At 72.4% G+C, this 19,992-nt stretch carries 17 protein-coding genes; 4 read left to right on the plus strand and 13 right to left on the minus strand.

The annotated features are described in order from the left end of the window. Positions 1–18: 18 nt before the first annotated feature. The 3 genes from lepA to NYE39_RS04830 all read right to left on the minus strand — a co-directional run bounded on the left by lepA (position 19) and on the right by NYE39_RS04830 (position 4,925). Positions 19–1,875, minus strand: coding sequence for a translation elongation factor 4 (gene lepA / locus NYE39_RS04820; RefSeq protein ID WP_341011972.1), 1,857 nt, complete (start codon positions 1,873–1,875; stop codon positions 19–21). Between the two features lie 85 nt (positions 1,876–1,960). Then, positions 1,961–3,220 carry an alkaline phosphatase family protein gene (locus tag NYE39_RS04825; RefSeq protein WP_341011973.1) on the minus strand — a complete coding sequence of 420 codons (1,260 nt, stop codon included), beginning with the start codon at positions 3,218–3,220 and terminating at the stop codon, positions 1,961–1,963. A gap of 16 nt (positions 3,221–3,236) precedes the next feature. Beyond that, entirely contained in the window at positions 3,237–4,925 is a 1,689-nt protein-coding gene (locus NYE39_RS04830) for an alkaline phosphatase D family protein (protein WP_341011974.1), read from the minus strand. A 109-nt stretch (positions 4,926–5,034) separates the two neighbouring features. Between NYE39_RS04830 and NYE39_RS04835 the strand changes: the two genes are divergently transcribed. Beyond that, positions 5,035–5,475, plus strand: coding sequence for a type II toxin-antitoxin system PemK/MazF family toxin (locus tag NYE39_RS04835; protein WP_341011975.1), 441 nt, complete (start codon positions 5,035–5,037; stop codon positions 5,473–5,475). An 80-nt stretch (positions 5,476–5,555) separates the two neighbouring features. On the opposite strand, the gene rpsT is transcribed toward NYE39_RS04835, so the two are convergent. From rpsT to NYE39_RS04855, 4 genes are all read right to left on the minus strand, one after another. Next, positions 5,556–5,816: a 30S ribosomal protein S20 gene (rpsT, locus tag NYE39_RS04840; protein WP_072624931.1), complete on the minus strand. Its 261-nt coding sequence runs from the start codon at positions 5,814–5,816 to the stop codon at positions 5,556–5,558. Positions 5,817–5,959: 143 nt separating this feature from the next. After that, complete coding sequence (gene holA, locus NYE39_RS04845; RefSeq protein ID WP_341011976.1) at positions 5,960–6,925, minus strand: DNA polymerase III subunit delta; 966 nt, start codon at positions 6,923–6,925, stop codon at positions 5,960–5,962. Further along, the gene (locus NYE39_RS04850; RefSeq protein WP_341011977.1) at positions 6,922–7,896 is read right to left on the minus strand and encodes an aldo/keto reductase; all 975 of its coding nucleotides are present in this window, start codon (positions 7,894–7,896) and stop codon (positions 6,922–6,924) included. The genes holA and NYE39_RS04850 overlap by 4 nt, the downstream gene beginning before the upstream one ends. 10 nt (positions 7,897–7,906) lie before the next feature. After that, positions 7,907–10,141, minus strand: coding sequence for an ATP-dependent DNA helicase (locus NYE39_RS04855; protein ID WP_341011978.1), 2,235 nt, complete (start codon positions 10,139–10,141; stop codon positions 7,907–7,909). Between the two features lie 350 nt (positions 10,142–10,491). Between NYE39_RS04855 and NYE39_RS04860 the strand changes: the two genes are divergently transcribed. From NYE39_RS04860 to NYE39_RS04870, 3 genes are read left to right on the plus strand one after another with little or no spacing between them, the layout of a single operon-like run. Then, a complete protein-coding gene (locus tag NYE39_RS04860) occupies positions 10,492–12,561 on the plus strand; it encodes an MMPL family transporter (protein ID WP_341011979.1) in 2,070 nt (689 codons plus the stop codon). Then, a complete protein-coding gene (locus NYE39_RS04865) occupies positions 12,558–13,757 on the plus strand; it encodes a sensor histidine kinase (RefSeq protein ID WP_341011980.1) in 1,200 nt (399 codons plus the stop codon). The genes NYE39_RS04860 and NYE39_RS04865 overlap by 4 nt, the downstream gene beginning before the upstream one ends. Continuing rightward, entirely contained in the window at positions 13,754–14,389 is a 636-nt protein-coding gene (locus tag NYE39_RS04870) for a response regulator transcription factor (RefSeq protein WP_341011981.1), read from the plus strand. The genes NYE39_RS04865 and NYE39_RS04870 overlap by 4 nt, the downstream gene beginning before the upstream one ends. Here NYE39_RS04870 and NYE39_RS04875 read toward each other — a convergent pair. From NYE39_RS04875 to NYE39_RS04900, 6 genes are read right to left on the minus strand one after another with little or no spacing between them, the layout of a single operon-like run. Continuing rightward, a complete protein-coding gene (locus tag NYE39_RS04875) occupies positions 14,379–15,044 on the minus strand; it encodes a response regulator transcription factor (RefSeq protein ID WP_072624940.1) in 666 nt (221 codons plus the stop codon). The two genes, NYE39_RS04870 and NYE39_RS04875, sit on opposite strands and share 11 nt — an antisense overlap. Beyond that, positions 15,041–16,507 carry a sensor histidine kinase gene (locus tag NYE39_RS04880; RefSeq protein WP_341011982.1) on the minus strand — a complete coding sequence of 489 codons (1,467 nt, stop codon included), beginning with the start codon at positions 16,505–16,507 and terminating at the stop codon, positions 15,041–15,043. Before NYE39_RS04880 ends, NYE39_RS04875 begins: the two co-directional genes overlap by 4 nt. Beyond that, complete coding sequence (locus NYE39_RS04885; protein ID WP_341011983.1) at positions 16,507–16,959, minus strand: hypothetical protein; 453 nt, start codon at positions 16,957–16,959, stop codon at positions 16,507–16,509. The genes NYE39_RS04880 and NYE39_RS04885 overlap by 1 nt, the downstream gene beginning before the upstream one ends. Positions 16,960–16,987: 28 nt before the next feature. After that, positions 16,988–18,325 (minus strand): uracil-xanthine permease family protein, encoded by a 1,338-nt coding sequence (locus NYE39_RS04890; protein WP_341011984.1) that lies wholly within the window; start codon positions 18,323–18,325, stop codon positions 16,988–16,990. 15 nt (positions 18,326–18,340) lie between these two features. After that, on the minus strand, positions 18,341–18,997 hold the full coding sequence (locus NYE39_RS04895) for a hypothetical protein (protein WP_341011985.1): 657 nt from the start codon (positions 18,995–18,997) through the stop codon (positions 18,341–18,343). Next, positions 18,994–19,971: a GNAT family N-acetyltransferase gene (locus tag NYE39_RS04900; protein WP_341011986.1), complete on the minus strand. Its 978-nt coding sequence runs from the start codon at positions 19,969–19,971 to the stop codon at positions 18,994–18,996. Before NYE39_RS04900 ends, NYE39_RS04895 begins: the two co-directional genes overlap by 4 nt. Between the last annotated feature and the right edge of the window lie 21 nt (positions 19,972–19,992).

Raw genomic sequence — 19,992 nt, forward strand, 5'->3', positions numbered from 1 at the left:
CCACGCTAGTGGGATGGGCTACTTCTTGGCCTTGTCCACCGCGGAGTCGTCGGAGGAGAGCGCGGCGATGAAGGCCTCCTGCGGCACCTCGACGGTGCCGATGTTCTTCATCCGCTTCTTGCCCTCCTTCTGCTTCTCGAGCAGCTTGCGCTTGCGGGAGATGTCTCCGCCGTAGCACTTGGCGAGCACGTCCTTGCGGATGGCACGGATGTTTTCGCGGGCGATGATCCGGGCGCCGATGGCGGCCTGGATCGGCACCTCGAACTGCTGCCGCGGGATGAGCTCCTTGAGCTTGCCGGCCATCATCGTGCCGTAGGCATAGGCCTTGTCCTTGTGGACCACGGCGCTGAAGGCATCGACGGTCTCGCCCTGCAGGAGGATGTCGACCTTGACGAGGTCGGCCGCCTGGTCGCCGGCCTCCTGGTAGTCGAGCGAGGCGTAGCCGCGGGTCTTGGACTTCAGCTGGTCGAAGAAGTCGAAGACGATCTCGGCGAGCGGCAGCGTGTAGCGCATCTCGACGCGGTCCTCGGAGAGGTAGTCCATGCCGCCGAGCTGGCCGCGCTTGGACTGGCACAGCTCCATGATCGCGCCGATGAACTCGCTCGGTGCGAGGATCGTCGCGTTGACGACCGGCTCGCGGACCTCGGCCACCTTGCCGTAGGGAAACTCGCTCGGGTTGGTCACCGTGATGAGCGACCCGTCGTCCATCGTCACCTCGTAGACGACATTGGGCTGGGTCGAGATGAGGTCGAGGTCGAACTCGCGCTCGAGGCGCTCGCGCACGATCTCGAGGTGGAGCAGTCCGAGGAAGCCGCAGCGGAAGCCGAAGCCCAGGGCCGCCGAGGTCTCGGGCTCGTAGACGAGCGCAGCGTCGTTGAGCTTGAGCTTGTCGAGCGCATCGCGCAGCGTCGGGTAGTCACTGCCGTCGATCGGGTAGAGCCCGGAGAAGACCATCGGGTTGGGGTCCTTGTAGCCCCCGATCGCCTCCGTGGCCGGCGCCCCCGCATTGGTCACCGTGTCACCCACCTTGGACTGGCGCACGTCCTTGACGCCGGTGATGAGGTAGCCGACCTCACCGACGCCGAGGCCCTTGCTCGGCAGCATCTCCGGGGAGATCACCCCGATCTCGAGCAGCTCGTGGGTCGCCTTGGTCGACATCATCGCGATCTTCTCGCGCGGGTGGAGGGCACCGTCGACGACGCGGACGTAGGTGACGACACCCCGGTAGTTGTCGTAGACGGAGTCGAAGATCATCGCCCGGGCGGGCGCGTCCGCGTCGCCCTCCGGCGGGGGCAGCTTGGCGACGATCTCGTCGAGCAGCTCCTCGACCCCTTCGCCCGTCTTGCCGCTCACCTTGAGCACCTCCTCGGGCTCGCACCCGATGAGGCCGGCGATCTCCTCCGCGTACTTCTCCGGCTGGGCCGCCGGCAGGTCGATCTTGTTGAGCACCGGGATGATCGTCAGGTCGTTTTCCATCGCCAGGTAGAGGTTGGCGAGGGTCTGGGCCTCGATGCCCTGCGCGGCGTCGACGAGCAGGATCGCGCCCTCGCACGCGGCGAGCGAGCGGGAGACCTCGTAGGTGAAGTCGACGTGGCCCGGGGTGTCGATCATGTTGAGACAGAAGACCTCGCCCTGCTGCGCCCACGGCATGCGCACGGCCTGCGACTTGATGGTGATGCCGCGCTCGCGCTCGATGTCCATCCGGTCGAGGTACTGCGCGCGCATCTGGCGAGCCTCGACGACACCGGTGATCTGCAGCATCCGGTCGGCCAGGGTCGACTTGCCGTGGTCGATGTGGGCGATGATGCAGAAGTTGCGGATCTGCGCGGGCGGCGTCGCGTTCGGCGGGAGGGCCTGACTGGCCTGGGGTGACACGGGTGACGGACCTCGGGATCGACGGGACAGGGCTCGGCCCCCCATCCTCCCACGGACGAGGGGCCGGGCCGGCACACGGCGCGGGTCAGAGACGGGAGACCCCGTCGTAGCCGCCGGGCAGGGACGGCAGGCCGAAGACCGCACCGACGGTCGCCGCCACGTCGACGGTGTGCGCGGTCGCGGTCCGGGTGCCGGGCCGCACGAGCGAGGAGCCTCCTGCGACGACGAAGGGGATGGGCGCCGTGACCGGGTGGCCGTGGTTGCCCGGGATCGGGTTGTCGAAGATCGTCGGGTCGGAGAAGCGCCAGCCCTGCTTGCAGTAGGCGATGAGGTCACCGGCCACCGGGCTCAGCCGCAGCTGGGCCGGCGCGTGGACCGACAGCACCCCCGGCTGGCGCAGCACGACCTCGCGCAGCCGGGCGATGCCGGCGGCCTTCTCCCCCGCCGGGCCGGTCCAGTAGAAGCTGTCGGCGCCCCCGTTCTGCGCGATCTCGACCTTGTCCCGCAGGGTGGTGTCGAACCAGATCGGTGCGCCCATGGAGATGACCCGGTGGGTCATCGACCAGTCCATCGAGTGGTCGGCGAGGACGATGACGACCGACTGCTCCCACACCCCCTTCGCCTTGAGGTGCTCGACGAAGTTGCCGACGAGGCGGTCGGTGTTGGCCAGCGCGGCGTACCGCATCGCCGGCAGGTTGATGGTGCCGCCGAGGTCGGCGTGACCGACGCGGTCTATGTCGCCGAAGTTGGCGAAGACCAGGTGCGGGTCGGCCTCGTCGACCATCTTGACCAGGGCGTCGTAGGTGTAGCCGTCGGGCGCGTGGTCGGTGATCGGCATGAGCGGCTTGGGCTCCCACCGGTAGGTGGCCCGGTCGCCGAAGATCCCGTAGAGGTAGTCCTTCGACAGCACGGTGCCGGTCGTGAGGCCCCGCGCGTTGAGGCGCTCGATGACCGTCGGCACCTTGATGTCGCTCGGTTGGTCCATGTCGCGGACCTCGCCGAGGCCACGGTCGTAGATCTTGTTGGCCGGCACGCCGCTACGGTCGGGCCGCACGCCGGTCATCATCATCACGTGGTTGGGGATGGTCTCCATGATCGGCAGCGACCGGGCATTGGGGTACCAGGTGCCACCGCTGCGCAGGGCGTGGAGGTGGGGGGTGCAGTCGGCGGTGATCTCGTCGGGGCGCAGGCCGTCGGTGACGAGCACGTAGACGCGGCGCGAGCTCTTGCGGGGCGCCGCGGACGCCCAGGGGGCACCGAGCACCCCCGAGATCGCCACGCTCGTGCCGCCGGCCGCGGCGAAGCGCAGCAGGGTCCGGCGGGAGGGCTGGGTCTGGTCGGTCATCGTCTCTCCGGGGGTGTCAGCTGGCGGGGTACCAGACGCGGCGGGTGCGCTGCGTGCCGGGCAGGGTCTCGAAGCCCGCGCTCCACCGAGCGGCGGAGTCCGGGTCGGTGCGGTCGGCCAGGACGTACCAGTCCATCTGCGCCCGCGCCGGGGTGAGGGTGAGCACGCTGTAGCCGTGCCGGTCGAAGTCGAGGTAGCGCACGTGCGGGTTGGCCGTGCGGATCGCGCCCTCGACGCTCAGCGACACCGTGCGCGGCGCGACCTTGAGGATGTCGTCGAGGTTGTTGGACGTCACCGACGTGCCGACCCACTCCACGGCGACGCTCTTGCTGAAGGGGTAGGTGCCGACGTTCTTCGGCAGGTCGCACGCCCACGCGGAGTGGATGTCGCCCGTGAGGAAGACCGTGTTGGTGATCGCGTGGTCGGCGAGGTGGTCGATGAGCTCGCGCCGGTCGGCGGTGTAGCCGTCCCACTGGTCGACGTTGTAGGGGATCCCCTCGGGCGGGAGGATCCCGCCCATGTCGTGCAGCGCCTGCCCGACCTCGACGTCCACGGCGCCGAAGGTCACCGGCGAGATCATCGCGGGGTTGCCGACGAGCTTCCACGTGGCCGACGAGTCGCTCAGCGACTGCTTGAGCCAGGCCATCTGCCCGTCTCCGAGGATCGTGCGGTCGGCGTCGCCAACCGCACCGAGCGCGGCGGGCGACGCCTGCTCGCTGCGGTAGGAGCGCAGGTCGAGCATCCGCAGGTCGGCCAGGGTGCCGAAGGAGAGCTGCCGGTAGACCTGGCTCCCGTCGCCCAGGGCGGAGGTCCCCGACAGGCGGATCGGCATCCACTCGTCGTAGGCCCGGCGGGCGGCAGCCGCGCGGTCGGCCCAGGACCCCTCGCTCTCCGGCTGGTGGTTCTCGGCCCCGTCGATCCACGCGTCGTTGGCGCTCTCGTGGTCGTCCCACGTGGTCACCCAGGGCGCGGCGGCGTGCAGCCGTTGCAGGTCGGGGTCGGTCTTGTAGTGACCGTGCCTCACCCGGTAGTCGGCGAGGGTGACGATCTCGTGGGCCGGCTCGCTGGCGCGCACCGCTCCCTTCGTCGCGCCGTACTCGCCGGTGGGGTACTCGTAGAGGTAGTCCCCCAGGTGCAGCACGACGTCGAGGTCGCCGCGGTCGGCCAGGTGCCGGTAGGCGGCGAAGTAGCCCGCCTCCCAGTTGGAGCAGGACACGACGCCGAGGCGCAGCCGGGAGGGCGTCGCCGAGGCCGCCGGGGCGGTCCGGGTCCAGCCCACCGGCGAGACGTGACCGCGGCTGCGGAAGCGGTAGGCGTAGCGCGTCCCGGGCTTCAGTCCGGTCGCGTCGACCTTGACCGTGTGGTCGCGCTCGGTGCCGGTCGCCATCGAGCCGCGCCGCACCACCTTGGCGAAGCTCGCGTCCGTCGCGACCTCCCAGGCGACGGACACGCGGCTCCCGCGGCCCGATCCGGGCGTTGCGTCGGCGGTCGGGGTCACGCGCGTCCACAGGACGACGGACGTGGGCAGGGGGTCGCCGGAGGCGACTCCGTGGAGGAAGCCGGTGGTCGGTGCGGCGTGCGCCGGCGACGTGGCGAAGGGGGCGAGCGTCGCCGTGGTGACGACGACCCCGGCGGCGGCCCCGCGCACGACATCGCGTCGGGCGGGTCCGGGCAGGGGTGACTGGGGTGTGGCGTCCGAGGGCATGGCGGCAAGGCTTGCGGGCGGAGGTGGACGGCCGGTTACCTCGCGGGTAACTTTCCCGGCGGACAGTTCGTGAGGATGCTCACGGGCGCCGGCACTAGCGTGGGCTGCCATGAGCGACTACCCCGGCGACTTCACCGGCACGCCGACGATGCACTGGGCCCCGACCCCCGACGACCCGACGCCCTCCCCCGGCGAGGTCGTGTGGGCGTGGGTGCCCTACGAGGAGGACCACGCCCAGGGCAAGGACCGCCCGGTGCTCCTCGTCGGCCGCGACGGCGGCTGGCTCCTCGGTCTGCAGCTGACCAGTCAGGACCACGACCTCGACGCCGAGCAGGAGGCGGCCGCCGGTCGACGCTGGATCGACATCGGTGCCGGCGCCTGGGACCGCGGCGGTCGCCGCAGCGAGGCCCGGGTCAACCGGGTGCTGCGGATCGACCCCGGCTCGGTCCGACGCGACGGAGCCGTCCTCGACGAGCAGGTCTTCGCGGCGGTGACCGACGCCGTCCGTGCCGTGGCCGCCGGCCGAGACTACGACGACGACCCGGTCTAGCGCCTGGCCCGGAGGTCGTGCGCACGACGAAGGGGGCCGGTCACCTCGCGGTGACCGGCCCCCTTCGTCAGGTTGTCAGCTCAGAGCGAGTTGACGCGCTTGGCCAGGGCCGACTTCTTGTTGGCGGCCTGGTTGGCGTGGATGACACCCTTGCTCACGGCCTTGTCGAGCTTCTTGCTGGCGGTGACGAGAGCGGCCTGGGCAGCCTCGGCGTCGCCGGCGTCGGCGGCCGTGCGGACCTTGCGGATCCACGTGCGCAGCTCGGACTTGTAGGCGCGGTTGCGCTCGGTCCGGGCGGCGTTCGTCTTGACGCGCTTGATCTGGGACTTGATGTTTGCCACGAGGTTTCTTTCTGCTTGGTCGAAGATTGCCGTTAGAGGGCGGCAAGACGTCTCGGGACCGGCGTGGGGACACCGTGGGAGAGACGCCCTGGGTACTGCTGCGGTGCGCGCACGACCATGCGCGCACGCAAGCGACAAATCTATCAGCGGCGCTGGTCGCGGCCAAACTCGCTGGTGATCGACAGGATCGCCTTCTCGACGGCGTAGACGGGGTCGCGACCACCGCCCTTGACCTCGAAGTCGGCGGCCGCGACGGCCTGGATGCTGCGGCCGAGTCCTGGCCCGGTCCACCCCTGCAGCGCGCGGCGCGCCTTGTCGACCTGCCAGGGCGCCATGCCGAGGTCACGGGCGAGGTCGGCGCTGCGGCCGCGGCCCGCTCCCCCGACCTTGGCCAGCTGGCGCAGCTGCTGGGCCAGGACGGCGACGATCGGCACCGGATCGACACCGACGTTGACCGCGTGGCGCAGCAGCCGCAGCGCCTCGCCGGTCTGCCCGGCGACCGCGGCGTCGGCGACCTTGAACCCGGTCGCCTCGACCCGACCCCCGTGGTAGCGCTCGACGACGTCGGCGTCGATCGTGCCGGTCGTGTCGTCGACGAGCTGCTGGCAGGCTGAGGCGAGCTCGCGCACGTCCCTGCCGACCGCCTCGACGAGGGCCTGGACGGCCTCGCTCGTCGCCTTGCGACGGCTGCGGCGGAACTCGTTGGTCACGAAGTCGGCCTTGTCGCGGTCGCTCTTGATCGCCGGGGCCTCGAGCACGAGCGCCTTGGCCTTCTTGAGTGTGTCGAGGACCTTTTTGCCCCTGTTGCCCGAGGCGTGGGTGACGACGAGGGTCACCGACTCCTCGGGGTCGGCGAGGTAGGCGAGCAGGTCGACCTGCAGCGCGTCGGGCGCCTGGTGCAGGTCGCGCACGACGATGAGCTTGTCCTCGCCGAAGAGCGACGGGCTGGCCTGAACGGTGAGCGCGCCCTCCTCGTAACCCTCGGCCCGCAGGGTGACGACCTCGAGCTCGGGCGAGGTCACCCGCACGTCGGCGATGACCTGCTCGACGGCGCGGTCTGCCAGGACGGCCTCGGGTCCCTGGACGAGGACGAAGGGGGGTGTGCTCAAAACAGGGCCACTCGCGGCACCGTCGGGAAGATCTCGTCGAGCTCGGCCTCGTCGTCGGGGGTCGGCACCCACGAGACGGCCGCGGCGTTGGCCGCGATCTGCTCGGGACGGGTCGCGCCGGCGATGACGCTCGTGACGGCCGGGCGCGAGGCGAGCCACGAGAAGGCCACCTCGAGCTCGGTGAGGTCCCGGGCCCGGGCGTAGTCGCCGAAGGCGCGCAGTTGGTCGAGGTCGGCCTCCTCGAGCAGGAACTGGCGCGAGTGGGTCAGCCGGCTGCCCTCGGGCGCGGAGCCCGACGAGTACTTGCCGGTGAGCAGCCCGCTGGCGAGGGGGAAGTAGGGCAGCACACCGAGCCCGAAGTGCTCGGCCGCCGGGGTCACCTCGAGCTCGGCCCGGCGGTCGAGGAGGTTGTAGTGGCTCTGGCTCGAGATGAAGCGCGCTCCCCGGCGGGCGCGCGCGGTGTGCTCGGCGTCGGCGATCTGCCAGCCGGCGAGGTTGGAGTGGCCGATGTAGCGCACCTTGCCCGCGCGCACGAGGTCGTCGAGCGCGTCGAGCGTCTCCTCGACGGGCGTCAGCGGGTCGGGCGTGTGCAACTGGTAGAGGTCGATGCGGTCCGTGCCGAGCCGACGAAGGGAGGCCTCGACGGCGGTCGTGATGTAGCGCCGCGACCCGCGGGCACCGAAGTCGGGGCCGTTGGCCCCGCGCACGTCCATGCCGAACTTCGTCGCGACGACGACCTCGTCGCGGCGGCTGCCCAGGGCCCGACCGAGCACCGTCTCGGAGAGCCCCGGCTCTGCGCCGTAGGCGTCGGCGACGTCGAAGAGGGTGACGCCCGCGTCGAGCGCGGCGTGGACGACGGCGTCGGCGCCCTCCTGGGTTCGGCTGGCGGTGCCCTTGCGGCCGAGGTTGTTGCACCCCAGCCCGACGACGGAGACGGTGAGCCCTGAGTGACCAAGTCGACGAAGTTCCATGGAGGACAGGCTAACCGCGGGGTGGGACAACCAGGCCGAGCGTCGCGGCCCGGGCCGCGACGGCGCCCTCGTCGCGGTCGAGGGACTCGGCGAGCTCCGTGAGCGGCAGCCCGAGGTCGACCCCGTCGCGCAGCTCGTCGTCGTCCTGGGCGGACCAGCCCTCGCCACGGACGACGGCCGTGCGAGCTCCGTCGGCCGGACCGGGATCGGCGACCGACGCGCCCGCCCGGCCGGTCATGCCGCGCCGGGCCGGCTCGGCGACCGGCTGCGGAGGGGGCGCGACCTGGTCGAGCCGGCGCAGTGCCCCGAGCACGAGGTCGCGGTCGGTCGTCGGCCAGAAGGGCGGCAGCGAGCGCTGGAGGAAGCCCGCGTAGCGCGCTTTGATCATCCGGTGGTCGAGGAAGGCGACGACCCCGCGGTCGTCGCCGCGGCGGATCAGCCGGCCGGCCCCCTGGGCCAGGCGCAGCGCCGCGTGCGTCGCCGAGACGGCCATGAAGCCGTTGCCCCCGCGCCGGGCGATCTCCTGGGTGCGCGCCGAGGAGAGCGGGTCGTCGGGACGGGGGAAGGGGATGCGGTCGATGAGCACGAGCTGGCAGCTGCTGCCAGGCACGTCGACGCCCTGCCACAGGGTGAGCGTGCCGAAGAGGATGGTGCGCGGCTCGCGGGCGAACTCGCGCACGAGCGTGCCGATCATCTCCTCGCCCTGGCACAGCACGGCGAAGTCGTCGCCCAGCCGCTCACGCATCGCCTCGGTGGCCTCCTTGGCCGCGCGCATCGAGGAGAAGAGGCCGAGCGTGCGACCGCCGGCGGCGCGCACGAGGGCCTCGATCTCGTCGAGCGTCTGCGCCGCCAGCCCGTCGCGGCCGGGAGCCGGCAGGTGCTCGGCGACGTAGGCGATGCCCTGCTGCGCGTAGTCGAAGGGGGATCCGACGTCGAGCCCGGTCCACTCGGGCGAACCCGGCCCGCGCAGCCCGAGCGTGCCGGCGACGGCGTCGAAGGTGCCGCCGAGCTCGAGGGTCGCGGAGGTGAGCACGACGGTGCGGTCGCGCACCGACTCGTCGTCGTCGCTGGCCCCGGTGCCGAAGATCCGCTCGCGCATGCGCATGGCCACGCTCATCGGTGCGACCCGCAGCAGCGGACCGCGCCGCAGGTCGCGGCTGACCCAGATGACGTCGAGCTCGTGCTCCTCGAGCATCCGGGCAGCGGTGTCGTGGACCTCTTCGACGGCGACGAGCGCGACCTGACGGGTGCCGTCGACCTGCTCGCCCTTGGGCGGCTTCATTTCCGTGAGGAGGGAGCGGGCGACGTCGCGGCAGCGGCCGAGCACCCCGGCGAGCGCGTCGGGGATGCCGGTGGCCAGCCGTCCCTCTGGGGCCTCCTCGAGGACCGCCTCGAGGTCGGTCGCGAGGTCGTCGAGCACCTCGGAGGTCTCGGCAAACTTGCGGGCCCGCTTGGCCGCTGCCCGCACTCCTCCGGGGGCGAGCTCGTCGGTGACGGTCGAGGTCACCCGGTCGACGAGCTCGTGCGCCTCGTCGATGACGAGCACGTCGTGGTCGGGCAGCATCGGCCGGCTCTCGAAGGCGTCGATGGCCATGAAGGAGTGGTTGGTGACGATGACGTCGACGTCCTTGGCCGCCTCGCGCGAGCGCTCGACGAAGCACTCGATGACCATGGGGCACTTCGAGCCGAGGCATTCCTGGGCGGACACGGAGACCTGGCGCCACGCCTTTTCGGAGACGCCGGGGACGAGCTCATCGCGGTCGCCCGACTCGGTCTCGGCGGCCCACTCGCGGACCCGCACGACCTCCTTGCCCAGCCAGCCGGCCTGCGCATCGGCCTCGCCGACGTCGAAGAGCCCGTCCTCGTCGTCGGGGAAGCCGCCCTCGATCTTGTGCTTGCACACGTAGTTGCGGCGGCCCTTGACGATCGCGTAGGTCGGGCGGCGCCGCAGGTGCGGAGTCAGGGCATCAGCCAGGCGAGGCATGTCACGGTCGACGATCTGCCCCTGGAGCGCGAGCGTCGCAGTCGCGACCACCGCGGGCTTGCCCACCCGCTGGGCGTGCTCGACAGCCGGCACGAGATAGGCCAGCGACTTGCCCGTGCCGGTGCCGGCCTGCACGAGCAGGTGCTCCTCGGTGTCGATGGCGCGGGCGACGGCCAGGGCCATCTCGACCTGCCCGGGCCGGGTCGAACCACCCACTCCCCCGACGGCGGCGGCAAGCAGGGACTCCACGGACGAGGACACCGCCCCACCCTATGCGCCTTGGGGACAGCTCAGCCGCGCCTTCCACAACCCGCGGCCGCCGTCGCCCGTGTGCTCCCGACGAGGACCCGCACCGACCTCCCCGCCCGTCACCGTGTGCGGCCGGCCCTCTGATCTCTGCATTGCCCTACGGCAATGCCGCCTCCAGGCCCAACCAATCTGCATTGCCGTAGGGCAATGCAGATTCAGGGGTCGTGGTGGCAGGCGCTGGCCTGCGCCGACCTGCTTCGTCGTCCGCTCGCTGGTGCGTCGCCCATCCATCGAAAGGTTGATCGCAGGACCAACCTCGTGCGCGATGTGGCGGGACCCCCTGCGCCGGTGGACTGGATGGCATGTCGACCTCCCTGCGCCCCGCACCCCAGGAGAACCCACCCATGACCCACCGCCCGACCTTCGCGGCTCGCCTCGTCAGTCGGCGGGGGGCGGCGATCGTGCTCGTCCTCGCCGTGCTCGTCGTGGGTCTGGCGTCGGCCCTGCTGGGATCGGCGGAGGCGCCGCCGCGGCGTGATGCCTTCCCTGCCTCCGCGGAGTCGGCAGTCGTCGCCGAGCAGCTCGAGGGCTTCCCGGGCAGCGAGGAGGCGCCGGTCCTCCTCGTCGCGACGAAGGGGGGCGCGCCCCTCTCCGAGGCCGACACCACGGGTCTCACCCGGCTGGCGACCGACCTCGGCGCGCAGCGCGCCCAGGCACAGGTCAGCGACGACGGGCAGGCCGCGACGGTCACCGTGCCCGTCGCGACCAGCGAGGACTCCGACGCGCAGGTGCAGAAGATCAAGGATCTGCGCGCCGAGGTCGCCGACCACGCGCCGGCGGGTCTGGACGTGCAGGTGACCGGCGGGCCGGCCTTCGGTGCCGACATCGCCGCATCCTTCGAGGGGGTCGACTTCACCCTCCTCGCGGTGACCATCGGCGTCGTCGCGCTGCTGCTCCTGCTCACCTACCGCTCCCCCGTCCTGTGGCTCGTGCCGCTCACCGTCGTCGGGATCGCCGACCAGCTCGCCGGCACCGTGACGGCCGCGGTCGGCGAGGCGAGCGGCCTGCCCTTCGACGCGGGGATCGTCTCGGTCCTCGTCTTCGGCGCGGGGGCCAACTACGCGCTGCTGCTCATCTCCCGCTACCGCGAGGAGCTGCACGAGCACGACGACCACCTCATCGCCCTGCGTGCTGCCTGGCGGGCCACGGTCCCGGCAATCGTCGCGAGCAATGCCACCGTCGTCCTCGCCCTGGGCACCCTGCTCCTCGCGGCCGTGCCCGGCACCCGTGGGCTCGGGCTCGCCTCCGCCGTCGGCCTGCTCATCGCCCTCGCCGCGGTCGTCCTCGTCCTGCCCGCCGCTCTGGCGCTCGTCGGGCGCCGCGTCTTCTGGCCCTTCGTCCCGCACCCAGGCGACGAGATCTCCCACGAGGGCGTCTGGGCCCGGGTCGCTCGCGTGGTCGTGCGGCGTCCGGCCGCCTTCCTCGTCGGCGGCCTCGTCGTCCTGGCGGTTCTCGCCTCGGGGCTGCTCGGCGCCCGCGTCGGGCTGAGCCAGACCGACTCCTTCCGCACCGCCTCCGAGTCGGCCGACGGTCTCGTGACGGTCGGCGAGCACTTCCCTGCCGGGTCCGCCGCCCCCTTCGTCGTCACGACGGACGAGGACTCCACCGCCGCGACGACCGCTGCCCTGCGCTCGGTGCCGGGCGTGACGACCGTCGCCCCGGCCGGCACCGACGGCGCAGGCCGCGCCCGGCTCACCGTCGTCGGCGAGCCGTCCCCCGGCACGCCCGCGAGCCTCGAGCTCGCCACCGACCTACGGTCTGCAGCCCACGAGGTGCCGGGCGCCCGGGCCCTCGTCGGCGGTGGGTCCGCGGAGCTGCTCGACGCCCGGGCCGCCGCCGAGGCAGACCTGCGCACCGTGGTGCCGCTCGTGCTCCTCGTGAGCCTGGCCGTGCTCGTCGTGCTGCTGCGCGCGCTCGTCGGGCCGCTCGTCCTGCTCGCCCTCAACGCCCTGAGCGCCCTCGCCGCCCTCGGTCTGGGCGCCTGGCTCGACGAGCACCTGCTCGGCCACCCGGCGCTCGACGTGCAGACCCCGCTCGTGGCCTTCCTCTTCCTCGTCGCGCTCGGCATCGACTACACGATCTTCCTCATGCACCGGGCCCGGCACGAGGCGGTCGGCCGCGGCACCCGCGAGGGTGTCGCCCGAGCCGTCGCGCGCACCGGGGCCGTCATCACGAGTGCGGGGATCGTCCTGGCCGCGGTCTTCGCCGCGCTCGGCGTGCTGCCGCTCGTCGTCCTCGGTCAGCTCGGCCTGGTCGTCGGCCTCGGGGTCCTGCTCGACACCCTGCTCGTGCGCACCCTCGTCGTCCCGGCGGCGACCGCCCTGCTGGGTGAGCGCTTCTGGTGGCCGGGCCGGGTAGCGTCGCGCTCGTGAGCAGCACGAGCGACCCGACGGGCACGAGCCGCTGGCTGCGGCTGGGCCAGCACGCGCTCCTCGCGGTGCTCGCCGTCGTGTGCGCCGTGCGGGCGATCGCCGACGGCACCCACCCGGCGGCCGAGCTCGCCGCGCTCGCGCTCTTCGCCGGCTGGTACGCCCTCGGCCCGCGGGTCGCGCGCGCCGGCCGCGACGGCACCGGCTGGTTCGTCGGGCTCGTGCTCCTGTGGGGGCTGCTCGTGCTCGTCTCCCCCGAAAATGTCTGGCTCGCCTTCCCCCTGTGGCTCCTCGCCGGGCACGTGCTGCCGCTGCTGCCCGCGGTGCTCACCTCGCTCGCGGTCCTCGTCGTCGTCGCGCTCGAGCCGGTGCGGCGCAGCGGCGAGGTCTCCTACGCCGCGATCATCGGGCCGTGCATCGGCATGGTCGTCGCGCTCGGGGTCGCCCGCGCGCAGCAGGCCCTGGTCCGCGACGGCATCGAGCGCCAGCGCCTCATCGCCTCGCTCTACGCCGCGCAGGAGGAGAGCGCCGCCCTGACCGACGAGCTGGCCCGGGTGCAGCGGGCCCAGGGCGTGACGAGCGAGCGGACCCGTCTCTCGCGTGACATCCACGACGGCATCGCCCAGGGATTTTCTTCCCTGCTCCTGCTCTCCCGGGCCGCCCGTGCCGAGTCCGACCCCCAGCGGCGGGCGCAGCTGCTCGAGCACATCGAGTCCGGTGCCGCCCAGGGGCTGGAGGAGTCGCGCCGGATCGTGGGCGCGCTCGTCCCGACCGACCTCGACGAAGGGAGCCTGGCCGCCGCGATCCGCCGTGTCACCGACCGCTTCGCCGCGGAGAGCGGGGTGCGGGCGACGGTCACCGCGTCGCCGGACCTGCCGCCGGTCCCGACGACGGTCGAGGTAGCGCTGCTGCGCCTCGTCCAGGGCGCGCTGGCCAATGTCCGCACGCACGCCGGGGCCGAGACCGTCGGGGTGAGCCTCGAGGAGGCCGGCACGACGGTCCGTGTCGACGTCGTCGACGACGGGGTGGGCTTCGACCCGACCGACTGGTGGCAGCGACCCTCCCCGACCTCGGGCGAAGGGGGCTACGGCCTGCGCGCCACCCGCGCCCGCCTGCGCGAGCTGGGTGGCGGCCTCAGCGTCGAGTCCGCCCCCGGTGAGGGCACGGCCGTCTCCGGATGGGTGGAGGTCGGGCGATGAGCACGACGAGCACGGTGCGGGTGGTCGTCGTCGAGGACCACCCGGTGACCCGGATGGGTGTCGTGGCCCTGCTCGGGCAGGACGAGCGGATCGAGGTCGTCGGCGAGGCAGGCGCCGGCGAGGACGCGCTCGGGGTCGTCGCGCGCGAGCATCCCGACGTGGTCGTCACCGACCTGCGGCTGGGCGACGGGCTCGACGGTGTGGGCGTGACGAGCGCAGTCCGCGGGACCCGCCCCGCACCATCGGTCCTCGTCCTGACGACCTACGACACCGACCGCGACATCGTGCGCGCGGTCGAGGCGGGCGCAGCGGGCTACCTCCTCAAGGACGCCGACCCCGCCCGGATCACCGACGCTGTGATCCGCGCGGCCGCCGGTGAGACGGTCCTCTCCCCCGACCTGGCCCAGCGGGTCGTCGCGCGCATCTCCCGCCCGCAGGCCGACCTGTCGCCCCGCGAGGTCGAGATTCTCGCCGCCGTCGCACGTGGCCTGTCCAACCGCGAGATCGCCCGCGCCCTCGTCATCTCCGAGGCGACGGTCAAGACGCACCTCGTGCACGTCTTCACCAAGCTCGAGGTCGACTCGCGCACGGCGGCCGTGGCGCGAGCCCGCGAGGACGGCCTCATCCCCTGAGGCGGTAGCCCACGCCCCGCACGGTGAGGATCCGCTCGGCGCCGATCTTGCCCCGCAGGGAGCGGACGAAGACGTCGACGACATTGGACCCCGGGTCGAAGTCCATGTCCCAGACCATGCCGAGCAGCTGCTCGCGCGAGAGGACCTGCTCGGCGTGCTCGACGAAGGCCTCGAGCAGGGAGAACTCGCGGGCGGTCAGCTCGACCTCGCGCCCGCCCACGAGGGCGGTCCGGCGTCGGATGTCGAGGCTGAGGTCACCGGCGGTCAGGGTGCCGTCGTCGGCAGGTGCGGCACCCCCTTCGCGCAGGCGCAGTCGCACCCGGGCGAGCAGCTCGGCGAACTGGAAGGGCTTGGTCATGTAGTCGTTGGCCCCGCCCTCGAGCCCGGCGACGGTGTCGTCGACGCCGTCACGCGCGGTGAGGATGATGACGGGGACGTCGACACCGTCGCCCCGCAGGCGGCGCAGCACCTCGAAGCCGTCGAGCCCGGGCAGTCCGACGTCGAGGACGAGCAGGTCGAAGGCACCGGTCGAGGCGAGGGCCCAGGCCTGCCGGCCGTCGCCGACGATCGTCGTGCGGTAGCCGCTCGCCCGCAGCCCCTTGTCGACGAAGCTGGCGATCTCGTCGTGGTCCTCGGCGATGAGGATGGCGCTCATGGCTCCTCCGTGTCGGTCGGCTCGGGCAGGGGGGTGTCGACGGGCAGCACGAGGGTGAAGACGGCGCCCTGACCGGGCTCGCCCCCCACGTCGACGCGGCCGTCGTGACCCTCGGCGATGGCGCGCACGATGGCCAGGCCGAGGCCGGCACCGCTGTGGCGGCGGCCGTCCGGTGGCTCGCCGTGGCTGAACCGCTCGAAGATGTGCTCCCGGTCCGCGTGCGGGACGCCCGGCCCGGTGTCCTCGACGCTGATCGTCAGCGCGCGCCCGAGCTCGGGGTCGTCGACGATGTCGGAGGCGAGGGTGATGGCGTCGCCGTCGCGGGTGTGCTGCACGGCGTTCTGCGCGAGCTGGAGCACCGCCTGGGTGATCCGCTGGGCATCGAGCCGGGCGGTGCCCTCGGCGATCCGGGCCACGCGCCAGCGGCGGTCGGCCAGGGCCGAGATCTTCGCCTCGAGGGCCACGGTGAGCATCGAGGTGTCGACGTCCTCGCTCGCCCGCACGAAGTCGGGCCGGTCGGCCTTGGCCAGGGCGAGCAGGTCGGTGACGATCCGCCCCATGCGGTCCAGCTCGGTGGTGACGATGCGCAGCGTCGCCTGCCGCGACTCGGGGTCGTCGTCCATGAGCTCGAGGTGTCCGCGGATCACCGTGATCGGGGTGCGCAGCTCGTGCCCGGCATCGTCGACGAAGCGCTGCTCCGCGCGGAAGGCCTCCTCGAGGCGGTCGAGCATCCGGTTGAAGGTCGAGGCCAGACCCGACACGTCGTCGTCGCCGACGTCGATGCGGCGAGTGAGGTCGTGCTCGGTGATCTCCTCCGCGGCCTCCTGCACCTGGCGCACCGGGCGCAGGATGCGGCCGGCGACGAGCCAGGAGACGACACCGGCGAAGAGGAGGGCTCCCAGGGAGACGAAGGTCAGGGTGCGCACGGTCCGGTCGGCGTCCGCCCGGGCCGGGTCGGTGAAGACCGCGACGACGAGCACGGCGTCCTGGCCCCCGCGCACGTCGACCCCGGCGCGGGCCCACCTCATCTCCCCGGCGGGGGTCTCGCGCGTCCCCGACGACGCCCGGCCGGCCTCGGCGAGCAGCTCGCGGTCACGCGTGAGGTCGTACTCCTCGGGCTCGGGCGCGCCCGGTCCGCGGACCGGCAGGACCTGACCGGTGTCGCCGACGTAGCCGACGATGATCTCGTCGTTGCCCGGTCGCTGTCGCGACAGGTAGACCTCGAGCAGCCGGTCGGCCGTGGTGAAGGGCTTCGAGGTCTCGGGGTCGGTCCCGTCCTCGGTGAAGGTCCGGAACTCGTCGATCTCCTGGGCGACATCAGCATTGGCGCGCTCGGTCACCGACAGGTGCAGGCTCTCGCGCACGACGATGACGACACTCAGCAGGCTGACGAAGAGGACGAGCACCATCCAGCCGACGATCGTGTCGCGGGCCAGCCTCGGCCGCGGGCGGTCAGAGGCCATCAGTCGTCATCGTCGTCGTCCCACTCGTCGTCATCGTCGTCCCAGTCGTCGTCATCATCATCGTCATACCGCGGCGCCGGCGCCTGGGTCTGCGAGGTCCATGTCGGCGTGGGCGTCCAGGTCGGTCGCGGCGTCGTGCTCGGCGCCGAGGTCCTCGTCGGCTTCGGGGTCGGCGTGCTCGTGGGCTTCGGGGTCTTCGAGGTGCTCGTGGGCTTCGGGGTCTTGGACGTGCTGCTGGAGGGCTTGCTGCTCGACGTCGAGCTGCTGGACGTCGAGGACGTCGGCGACGAGGTCGGGTCGGTCGTCAGCTGCAGGGGGCGCTCCTGCACCGGCGGCGGGTCAGCGGGCGCGGCCGCCACCCGGAAGCCGAGCAGCACGAGCAGCGGGACGCAGAGCATCGCCGCGAGGAGCATGCCGTCGCGGCCGAGCCGACGTCGAGGGGCTGGGGTCATGTCGACGAGGCTACGAAGGGGGCATGAGTCACGGATGAGGGTCGGATGAAGAAGCCTTCATCAGCGGGTCGGGCACGGCCCGGGTTACGAGGTTGATGCCGCGCATGAGGTGGAACCCGCCCAGCGCGGCGGCAGTGCCGAGGGCGATGCCGGCGAACTCCAGGTCACCGATGGTCCAGGTGAAGTCGGCGATGCCGATGATCAGGGCCACGGCGGCGGTCATGAGGTTGATCGGGTTGCCGAAGTCGACCCGCGACTCGACCCAGATCTTGGCCCCGAGCAGGCCGATCATGCCGTAGAGGACCACTCCGGCACCGCCGAGGACGCCCGGGGGCACGGTGGCGATGGCCTCGCCGAACTTCGGCGAGAAGGACAGCAGCAGCGCGACGACCGCGGCGACCCAGTAGGCGGCCGTCGAGTACACCCGGGTGGCGGCCATGACGCCGATGTTCTCGGCGTAGGTCGTCGTGCCCGACCCGCCGCCGGCCCCGGCCAGCGTCGTCGCCAGCCCGTCGGCGATGAGCGCCCGGCCGGTCACCGGGTCGAGGTCCTCCCCGGTCATCGAGGCGACCGAGCGGATGTGGCCCACGTTTTCGGCGACGAGGACGAGCACGACCGGGATGAAGAGGCCGGCGACGGCGAGGTCGAGGCTGGGCGCGTGGAAGTCCGGAGCCCCGAACCAGTCGGCGTCGTGCATCCGGGCGAAGGTGACCTCGCCCCGCAGCAGGGCGGTGCCGTAGCCGGCGGCCACGCCGACGAGGATCGCGATGCGCGACAGCAGGGTCCGGGTGGCGACCGTGACGAGCAGGATGACGACAACCGTGACGAGCGCCGTGACCGGCGACTTCATGAAGTTGGCCTTGGCGCTCGGTGCGAGGTTGAGCCCGATGAGCGCGACGATCGCACCGGTGACGACCGGCGGCATGAGCACCCGCAGCCAGCGGTCGCCGGCCACCTGCACGACGACGCCGATGGCGGCGAGGGTCAGGCCGGCCATGACGACGCCACCGAGCGCGGTCGACATGTCGTGACTGGCCGTCGCGGCGGTCAGCGGGGCGATGAAGGCGAAGGAGCTGCCCAGATAGCTCGGCACACGACCGGCGGTGACGAGCAGGAAGAGCATCGTGCCGATGCCGGAGAAGAAGAGGGTCGTCGTCGGCGGCAGGTTGGTGAGCAGCGGTACGAGGAAGGTCGCCCCGAACATCGCGACGACGTGCTGTGCGCCGAGGCCGATCGTGCGCGGCCAGGACAGGCGCTCGCCCGGCAGCACGACCTCGCCGGGCTGCACCCCGCGACCGTCTCCGTGGACGGTCCACCCGAGGCCGAAGGGGGGTCGCGTCGCCTGGTCGTGCTCGGTCTCGGTCATGGCCGGAATGCTAGGTCAGCGGTCGGTCGGTGGTGACCACGGCCACCACCAGCGCCGCTGGCGCGTCGTCATCGGCTCGGGCGGGGGTGGCCCCTCGTCGACGTCGTCGAAGAGGAGCGCGTGCCCCGGGACCTCGCCGCTGAGGGTCGTCGGGTCGATGCTCCAGCCGCGCGCGACCGCCATGACGGTCTCCTCGTTGACGTCGAGGACGACCTGGAATCGCGCTTCCTCGTCGGTGATCTCCTCGAGGGCGGGAAGCCCGAGACCGGTCTCGGTGGGCGTGGGCTCCCCGGTCCAGGCGACGAGCTCACCGCTCTCGCCCACGAGCTCGACGTGGCGCTGCAGTCGCCCGCGGTCGGCCGCGAGCCAGCGGTGCGCCTCGGCGACGCGGTGCGTTGCGAAGGCCTGCACCCGGGTGCCGAGCAGCGCCGAGAGCGAGACGAGCCGGGTGGGCGAGATGTCCGAGAGCTCGAAGCTGACGGCCAGCGTCCACCGACCGTCGGCCCCCGGCACCGGCGGCAGGATCCCGACCTCACCGAAGGCGTCGGCAGCCTCGGCGCCCGAGACGTTGCGCCCGCCGGTCAGGCCGAGGGCCTCGGCCACCTGCGCCTGCGAGCGGTCATGGACCGCCAGCCAGGCGGTCTTGTACCCGAAGGGCTCGAGGTGGGTCACAACGAGCGCGCCATGATGACGCCGTCACGGTCCTCGCCCGGGGCCACCCGGACGCCTCCGGGCACGCGGCCGACCTCGGTGTAGCCGAAGCGGGTGTAGAACTCGCCCAGACCGGTGCCACCGCGGTAGTCGAGCGTCACCAGCTCGACGCCTCGCTCGCGCGCCGCGCGGTGCATCCCGGCCATGAGCAGGGCCCCGTGGTTGGTCCCCCGGCGTGCCGGGTCGGTCATGATCCGCTCGAGGTTGGCGGTGTGCGCCACGGTCGCGCCCGAGGGGCGGACGACGAAGCCGAAGCCGAGCAGGTCCCCGTGCGGGGAGTTGAGCGCCACGAGGGTGGTGTCCCCGCGCTCCAGCCGCGCGGCGTACCCGTCGAGGACCGCCGCGACCTCCCCTTCGTCGGCGCCGGGCAGGAAACCGACCGCTCCCCCGGCCTCGTTGACCTCGACCCACATCCGCAGCATCGCCTCACGCGCCCGGGCGGGGATCTTGTCGGTGACCCGCACCCACGGCAGCTCGAGGACCTGCCAGTCGTCCTCGCCGACGGTGTGGTCGAGGTCGGGCGCGTGGACCATGCCCGCGGACTCGGCGACGAAGCGGGTTGCGAGGTCCTCGGGCGCCACCCGCAGGCGCAGCGGCAGGTCCGGCAGCCACTCGAGGGCGTGCGCGACGACCAGCCGCATGGCCGGGCCGGCGAGGTCCTCCTCGCCCTGCCCCTCGAGCGTGCGGATCGTCACCCGGATGAAGTCGTCGTGCGCCCGCAGGCCGACGAAGCCGACGCGCCGCCCCGCCCCGTCGGTGGCGATCCAGGTGCCGTAGCCGTGCTCGTCCCAGTGCTCTCGCCAGCCCCGGACGATCTCTGCCGGTCGCTCGGCGTCCTCGGGCACCCCCATGAGCTCGGCGACGAGGGCGGCGTCCTGCTCTTCGGGTGGCTGCAGCGAGACGAGGTCGGTCGTGAGGGTGCGTGGTGCGGTCACGGACCCCATCGTGACACCCGA

The sequence above is a fragment of the Janibacter sp. FSL W8-0316 genome (assembly GCF_038004165.1).
Taxonomy (GTDB): Bacteria; Actinomycetota; Actinomycetes; order Actinomycetales; family Dermatophilaceae; genus Janibacter; species Janibacter indicus.